Origin of the sequence: Halorubrum saccharovorum DSM 1137 (genome assembly GCF_000337915.1) — an archaeon.
Taxonomy (GTDB): Archaea; Halobacteriota; Halobacteria; order Halobacteriales; family Haloferacaceae; genus Halorubrum; species Halorubrum saccharovorum.
In genome coordinates, this window is sequence record NZ_AOJE01000067.1 from 59902 (window position 1) to 66562 (window position 6661).

Sequence of the window (6661 nt, forward strand, 5' to 3'; positions counted from 1 at the left end):
CGGTTCTTTCGCTATCCCTCTCCGACCATCCGGTCTTCGTCGTCCCACTCACGTTCGCGCAGTTCGTACTTCTGTATCTTCCCGGTGGCGGTCGTCGGCAGTTTCTCGACGAACTCCACCTCGCCGGGGGTCTTGTAGTCGGCGACGCGCTCGCGGACGAACGCCTTGAGCTCCTCAGGCGTCGCGCCCGGGTCGTCGGGGTCGCCGCTCTCCGGGACGACGAACGCCTTCGGAGTCTCGCCCCACCGCTCGTCGGGCGCGGGGATGACGGCCACGTCGGAGACGATATCGTGCTCGAAGAGCGCGTCCTCTAACTCGATCGAGGAGATGTTCTCGCCGCCAGAGATGATGATGTCCTTTTTCCGGTCCTGGATCGAGACGAATCCGTCCTCGTCGACGACTGCCAGATCGCCCATGTGGTAGTACCCTTCCAGTCGCTCCGAGAACGCTTCCTCGGTGGCCTCGGGCTTGTTCCAGTAGCGGTCCATCACCTGGTTGCCGCGGACGACGATCTCGCCGATCGTCTCGCCGTCGGCGGCCACGTCTTCGCCGTTCTCGTCGACGACGCGCACGTCGGTCCCGAGGTAGCCGATCCCCTGCGTCTTCTTGACCGCGAACCGGTCGTCGGAGTCGGCCTCGTAGTGGCGCTTGGCGTCTGATGTCGTCACGAGCGGTCCCGTCTCGGTGGCGCCGTACACGTGTTTGAGGCCCCAGCCGAACTCCTCCTCGACGGTGCGGATCGTCGCCTCCGGCGGCGCCGCGCCCGCGGTGGCGACCCGAACATCGTTGTCACCGGTCGTCGTGCCGCCGTGCTCGGCGTAGTGGTCGCCGAGCATGTTGAGCACGGTCGGCGCCGCACAGAAGTACGACACGTCCTCGGTGCGGATCCGGTCGAACGTCTCGGCGACGTCGACGCCGCGGGTACAGACGTGGCGGGCGCCCATCCCCGTGATCGCGTAGATGTGTCCCCAGCCGTTGACGTGGAACATCGGGAGCGTCCAGAGGTAGACGTCGTCGTCGGTGATCTCTTGGTGGATGGAGATCAGATAGGCGTGGAGCGTCTCGGCGCGGTGGGTGCGACAGACGCCCTTCGGATCGCCTGTGGTCCCGGAGGTGTAGTTGATCGTGATCACGTCGTCTTCGTCCATCTCCGGGCGCTCGTAGCCGTCGGGGTCCGCGTCGGCGAGCGCGTCGTCGATCGACTCCCAGTCGCCGCCGACCGCGTCGGTGTCGTTCGTGAGGAACGTCTCGGTCGGCACCTCGTCGCGGACCGCCTCGACGTTCGCGGCGTACTCGGCGTCGGCGTAGATGGCGTCGACGCCGGCGTCGGAGAGCATGTACGAGAAGTCGTCGGGGGTGAGCCGATAGTTCAGCGGGGTGTGGATAGCGCCGACCTGCATCGCGCCGTAGGCGGCCTCCAAGTGGTAGTGGGTGTTCGGGTCCAACACCGCGACGCGATCGCCCTTCTCGATCCCGCGCTCTCGGAGGGCGGCGGAGAACCGATCGGCGCGTTCGGCCAGCTCGGCGTAGGTGTACCGCGTCCCGTCCGTAGCGAGGACGGCCTCCTCGTCGGCGTAGTGGCGCCGCGCCCGGTCTAGGAAGTCAGTCGTCAGTAGCGGTTTTCGCATCGGTTTATCACTATCTATGATGCATAAAAGCGTTTGCGGCCGATGCAAGGCGGACGCCGTGATCGCTCCGACCGCAATCGTTCTTCGTGGCCGCTTCGACCGTCTCCCCGGCTGCAGTTCCCGTCGCGTCTCTCTCGTCCCCACCCGCCTCGGGTTTTTATTCTGCCCCTGCGAGAGTACCAGCATGAGCGACGGATCCGACCGGACGACGGTCACCGACGGCTACGTGGTCCCGATCGCCGGGCTGATGGCGCTTCTCTTCGCCGTGATGGCGGGGCTGACCGCTCCGCGCGCGTTCTCCGGCGAGCCCACCGAGGCCCTGTTGCCGATCGGGTTCGCGGTCGGATCGCTCGCCGCGCTCCGGCTCAGCCAGCGGCACGCGGCGGCGAACGCCGATGCAGACGCCGAGATGTCCGACGACGAGACAGCCTGACGGCCGACGACGACGGACCGCGGCTGGCCACGATCGGTATTTAAACACTTCGTGGACGAATCGCATACGGGCGACGGGATCAGAACCCTTAACAGTCGCACGCGGTTTTGATACGATAGCGGGATGGGATAGCCAGGAGATTCCGCCGGGCTCATAACCCGGAGATCGGTAGTTCAAATCTACCTCCCGCTATTTCTGGCCGAACGCCACGCGCCTCATCGTGCGTTCGCCGTTCCCATACCATCCGTTTCTGCTTTCGTTCACTCTCATTCGCTTTCGTTCGTTTCCGCTCTCGTTCCCGACTCGGAGCCGTGTCGCCGTCACTCGATCCCGAACCCGGAAGCGATTTCCGTCGCGCCGACGTTTCGTCCCGTATGGACTACGAATCGAGCCTCGACCGCGCGATGGAGGAGGTTCCGGACCTCGGCGGCTCCGACGAGCGGCTGTCGGTCCCGGACCCGGAGACGCAGAAGGACGGCGCGTTCACCCGGCTGACGAACCTCTCCGCGATCGCCGACGCGTTGAGCCGCGACCCCGAACACGTCCACTCGAAGATCCAGCAGGAGCTCGGTACCGCCGGCCAGTACGAGGACGGCCGAGCCCGCTACAGCGGGAACTTCCGCGAGCGCGACTTCCAGGCCGCGATCGACTCGTACATCGAGTCGTTCGTCACCTGTTCGGAGTGCGGTCTCCCGGACACCCGGCTGGAGACCGAGAATCGCACGCCCATGCTCCGCTGTGAGGCCTGCGGGGCGTTCCGTCCCGTCGCCAAGCAGAACACCTCGAACACCCAGCGCCAGGAGGACGCCGTCGAGTCGGGCAACACGTACGAGCTCGAGATCGTCGGCACCGGCCGCAAGGGCGACGGTGTCGCCGAGCGCGGCGAGTACACGATCTTCGTCCCCGGCGCACAGGAGGGCGAGACGGTCACGGCCTACATCAAGAACGTCTCCGGTAACCTCGCGTTCGCTCGCCGCGAGAACTGACCGCCGGACCGGACGCAGACACGTTTCACGGCCGCGCGCCGTTCACGCACCGCCGCTCCGTGCGCCTACGCCCGACACCTGATTCGCGATCCACGGCGCCGGATCGCCGGCTCGAAGGAATGTCGAGCTAACGGATGCGGCCGACCGCGACCCGATGCCCGGTCTCCGCGACGTGGTCGCGCTCGAGGCGGCTCGCGTCGTCGCCGACGGAGAACAGCCGTTCGAGCGAACACTCCCTACAGACGACGTGGTACCGATCCTCGGAGACGGGGGTTTCCATACGACTGCACGGGCGCCCTCGGCAGTTAGTTACGCGCCCCATACTTCCGTTAAACGACCTGTTAGACCGGTGGTAGCTCCCGCGAGCCGGTCGCCGTCCTCGGCGGATCAGTCGCCGTCCTCGGCGGATCAGTCGCCGTCGCCTCGCCGTTCGAACCGGTCGAGCGCGAGCCCGAGCATGTCGGGACTCACCGGCTGGTACTCCTCCCGCTCGTGGTCCGGGAGGTACTCACGGACGCTGTTCCACGACTCGCGGGCGTACCGGGCGTCCAGCAGGACGCGGACCCCGCGCTCGTCGGGTCCACGGATGACGCGGCCGACGGCCTGCCGGGCCTTCCGGACCGCGGGTACGGTGAGCGCGGTCTCGAACCCCGACTCGAACCGCCTGTCGTAGGCGGTGATCACCGCCCGGGTCCGCGGCCGCGCCGTGTTGATGATCGGGACGCCACAGACAACCGCGGCCGACAGGCGGTCGCCGCGGTAGTCGACGCCCTCGGTGAGCGTCCCCCGGAGGCTCGTCACGAGCACCTTTCCTTCCCCGGCGAAGAAGTCGTCTTTCAGCGACTCCGTGGCGCGGTCGCCCGACGACTCGTCGAGCAGGACGGGCTTGTCGAGCCGCTCCGAGAGCGACGCGGCCATCCACGTCGCCTCCGCGTAGCTCGGCGTTCCGACGAGCACGTTCCCCTCGCGGCCCGCCACCGCCGCGGTTGCGTCGAGGTGCGCGAGCCGCGTGTCGTTTGCCTCGCCGGGCGCCCCCCGGTTCTGGTGGGTGAACTTCGGCGCGTCGACCGCGAAGCTCGCGCGGTTCTCCTCGGGGAAGGAGAGGCCGTACGTGCGCTCGACGACCGGCCGCCCTCGCTCTTCGAGGTGGTCGAGCCCGGTCACCTCGCGGAACACGTCCATCGGCTCCAGCGTCGCGCTCATCAGCACGCCGCCGCCGAACTCGGCGAGTCGGTCGCCGATCGGCTCGCTCGGCAGGCAGTTGTACAGCGCGAGGCTCGCGTTGTACGCGCGCCGCCACGAGTCCGGCGGTTCCGTCTCGTCCCACGTCCGTTCCAGGTCGATCGCGCGGAAGAACTCCTCGTGGTCCTCGCGGTACCACGCGTTGAGGGTGCGGCCGACGCCCGGCGCGGCCCGTTTCTTGTCCTCGTCTTCCAGCGAGTCGAGCACGCGCTTGACGACCGCGCCGACCTGCTCCGCGCGGGCCCAGACGCGGTCGCCGTACCCCTCTCGCTTCGCCCACGTCGTGATCTCGTCTTCGGCCGGCTCCTCCGGGTCGCGGAGCGCGACCTCGTCGTCGTCCAGCTCCCGCATCGACGCCCGCCAGTCGGGGCGCTCGCGGTCCAGCCGCTCGGTCACGCGCCGGTCGAGTTCGCCGCGGAGGTCGGCGTAGAGCTCTCGGACGGACTCGATCTCCTCGACGGTCACGTCCGCGTCCTCCAGTTCGCCGCGCACGAGCTCGGCGTCGTCCGACTCCGCGCCCGCCGTCTCGAAGGAGAGCGGCTGGACGACGCGGGTGAGCTCGTTCTCCGCGTCGCGGAGGCTGGCGTCGGCGACCCGATCGCTCACGAGGTCGCGGACGCGCGGTTCGAGCATGTGGGCCTCGTCGCAGACGACGAACGTCGAGTCGTCGAGCAGCGCGCCCGTAAACGTGCCCGTCGTCACGGGGTCGAACGCGTGGTAGTAGTTTCCGATCACGACCTCGACCTCGGGGACGAGCGCGCCCATGATCGAGTGCGGACAGGTGCCGTGGCCGGCGGCGAGCCGGACCAGTTCGTCGCTGTCGACGTGGCCCAGATCGGTCACGTCGAACGGGACCGCCTCCGCCGGGTCGCCGTCCTCCGGGAGGTCGTCGAGGAAGCCGGCGTAGAACGGGCAGAACTCGGTGCCCTCGAACTCCTCGGTGTCCGGCCGGTACGGGGTCGGCTCGCCGTCGACGGTGAGGTAGTCGGCGGCGGGCGCGTCACTGTCGCTCGCGCCGGCGTTCCCCGCGGACCCCGAGTCCATCAGGCCGACCTGCTGGCTCTGCGCCTCGCCCACGAGGTTCGAGGCCGTCGTCGCGCCGCCGTCGCCGACGAGGTTCCGGGTGCGCTCGCGGAGCCCCTCGCACCGCTCGTACACGTTCTCGCGGTCGATCCCGCCGCGGTTCTCGCGGGCGTACGGGCACACGTCGGCCTTCCCGACGAGGGTGAGCCCGGAGACGGGGTCGTACCCGTCGGGGAGGTCTCCGTTGATCGTCTCCAAGTCCGTCTCGAACTGGCGGAGCTGCTGTTTGACGCTCGTGAGAACGAAGACGCGCTCGAACTCGGAGTCGGGGTCTCGGACGCGGTCGAGCCCGGCGGTGAGCGCGAGCATCGTCTTGCCGGTCCCGCACGCGCCCTCTAAGGCGAGGAAGCCGCCGTCCTCGGCGGCGTCGATCGCGGCGTCGATCCCGTCGGCCTGCTCGGGGTACGGCTCTGCGTGGCCGAAGATGTCGGTCCACGGCGGGGCGTCTGTCACTGTGGCGGCGTAGCTCCCGTTCGGAGTTAAACCTTGAGAGAGCGGCCTCGGGCGGGGCTCTTCACTGCCGAGTCCGCGGTAGCGACCCTACCCGACGATGTCGTGGAGGTCGGAGAGCCGGTCGATCTCCCACGTCGGCCAGACGTTCAGCTCCCAGTCCCGGCGGTGGGGCCGGCGGATGAACGCGGAGTCGATGCCCGCGTTCTCGGCGGCGCGCACGTCGGACTCGTTGTCGCCGACGAACAGCGCGTTGCCGGCGTCGAGGTCACCGAGCGCCTGTTCGATGTAGTGAGGGTTCGGCTTGCGGAGCTGGAGCGAATGGATCGTGGGCTCTCGACCGTAAGCGGCCCCGAAACGATCGAAGCCGTCGAAGTGATCGACGAGGAAATCGACGGTGGCCTGCTGGTTCGAGGAGACGATTCCCATCTCCACGTCGAGGCTCCGTAGCTCGCCGAGGTCGTCGTAGGGGGTCTTACGCCCCTCGCGCGCCTCCTGCTGTTGGGCCTTCGAGACCACGTCGTCGCGAGTCCGCCAGAACGACCCCGGATCGAGGTCGTACGTCTGACAGACGGTCCCCACGCTGCCGGGGGTCGCACCGATGGTCATGCGCTCTACGTCGTCCGGATCGGGCTCCTCGACGCCGCACTCCTCGAACGCGTCCCGGGTCGCATCCCGGAGCACGTCGAAGCGCGTGCGGCCTACGAGGACACCGTCGTTGTCGAACACGACGGTATCGTACGTCATAGGGAGTATCGACGCTCAGCACTTAAAAGGGTTTCACCAATCCCGCGACACGTATGGCCCCCTTTATATCTGTCTCTTATACACATCTCTGA

The 6661-nt window shown here is 68.0% G+C and carries 6 protein-coding genes and 1 tRNA gene; 3 read left to right on the plus strand and 4 right to left on the minus strand.

Annotated features, from left to right (window positions below):
- Nucleotides 1-11 precede the first annotated feature (11 nt).
- The gene (locus C471_RS14020) at nt 12-1628 is read right to left on the minus strand and encodes a long-chain-fatty-acid--CoA ligase (RefSeq protein ID WP_004050134.1); all 1617 of its coding nucleotides are present in this window, start codon (nt 1626-1628) and stop codon (nt 12-14) included.
- A gap of 184 nt (nt 1629-1812) precedes the next feature.
- Here C471_RS14020 and C471_RS14025 point away from each other — a divergent pair, with 184 nt between their 5' ends.
- The 3 genes from C471_RS14025 (at nt 1813) to C471_RS14035 (ending at nt 3047) form a co-directional block, all read left to right on the plus strand.
- Nucleotides 1813-2061 carry a hypothetical protein gene (locus C471_RS14025; protein WP_004050135.1) on the plus strand — a complete coding sequence of 83 codons (249 nt, stop codon included), beginning with the start codon at nt 1813-1815 and terminating at the stop codon, nt 2059-2061.
- Nucleotides 2062-2178: 117 nt separating this feature from the next.
- A tRNA-Met gene (locus tag C471_RS14030) sits at nt 2179-2253 on the plus strand.
- Between the two features lie 182 nt (nt 2254-2435).
- Entirely contained in the window at nt 2436-3047 is a 612-nt protein-coding gene (locus tag C471_RS14035; RefSeq protein WP_004050136.1) for a translation initiation factor IF-2 subunit beta, read from the plus strand.
- A 127-nt stretch (nt 3048-3174) separates the two neighbouring features.
- Here the strand turns inward: C471_RS14035 and C471_RS17770 are convergent, their stop codons facing one another.
- From C471_RS17770 to C471_RS14045, 3 genes are all read right to left on the minus strand, one after another.
- Nucleotides 3175-3327, minus strand: a complete 153-nt coding sequence (locus tag C471_RS17770; protein WP_004050137.1) for a hypothetical protein — start codon at nt 3325-3327, stop codon at nt 3175-3177.
- A gap of 128 nt (nt 3328-3455) precedes the next feature.
- A complete protein-coding gene (locus tag C471_RS14040; RefSeq protein WP_004050138.1) occupies nt 3456-5825 on the minus strand; it encodes an ATP-dependent DNA helicase in 2370 nt (789 codons plus the stop codon).
- A gap of 87 nt (nt 5826-5912) precedes the next feature.
- Nucleotides 5913-6569, minus strand: a complete 657-nt coding sequence (locus C471_RS14045; protein ID WP_004050139.1) for an HAD family hydrolase — start codon at nt 6567-6569, stop codon at nt 5913-5915.
- Nucleotides 6570-6661 lie beyond the last annotated feature (92 nt).

What these genes read in the sequence shown, in the direction of transcription:
- C471_RS14020 (WP_004050134.1), bottom strand. Translation starts at nt 1,628, where the DNA reads ATGCGAAAACCGCTACTGACGACTGACTTCCTAGACCGGGCGCGGCGC.
- C471_RS14025 (WP_004050135.1), top strand. Translation starts at nt 1,813, where the DNA reads ATGAGCGACGGATCCGACCGGACGACGGTCACCGACGGCTACGTGGTC.
- C471_RS14035 (WP_004050136.1), top strand. Translation starts at nt 2,436, where the DNA reads ATGGACTACGAATCGAGCCTCGACCGCGCGATGGAGGAGGTTCCGGAC.
- C471_RS17770 (WP_004050137.1), bottom strand. Translation starts at nt 3,327, where the DNA reads ATGGAAACCCCCGTCTCCGAGGATCGGTACCACGTCGTCTGTAGGGAG.
- C471_RS14045 (WP_004050139.1), bottom strand. Translation starts at nt 6,569, where the DNA reads ATGACGTACGATACCGTCGTGTTCGACAACGACGGTGTCCTCGTAGGC.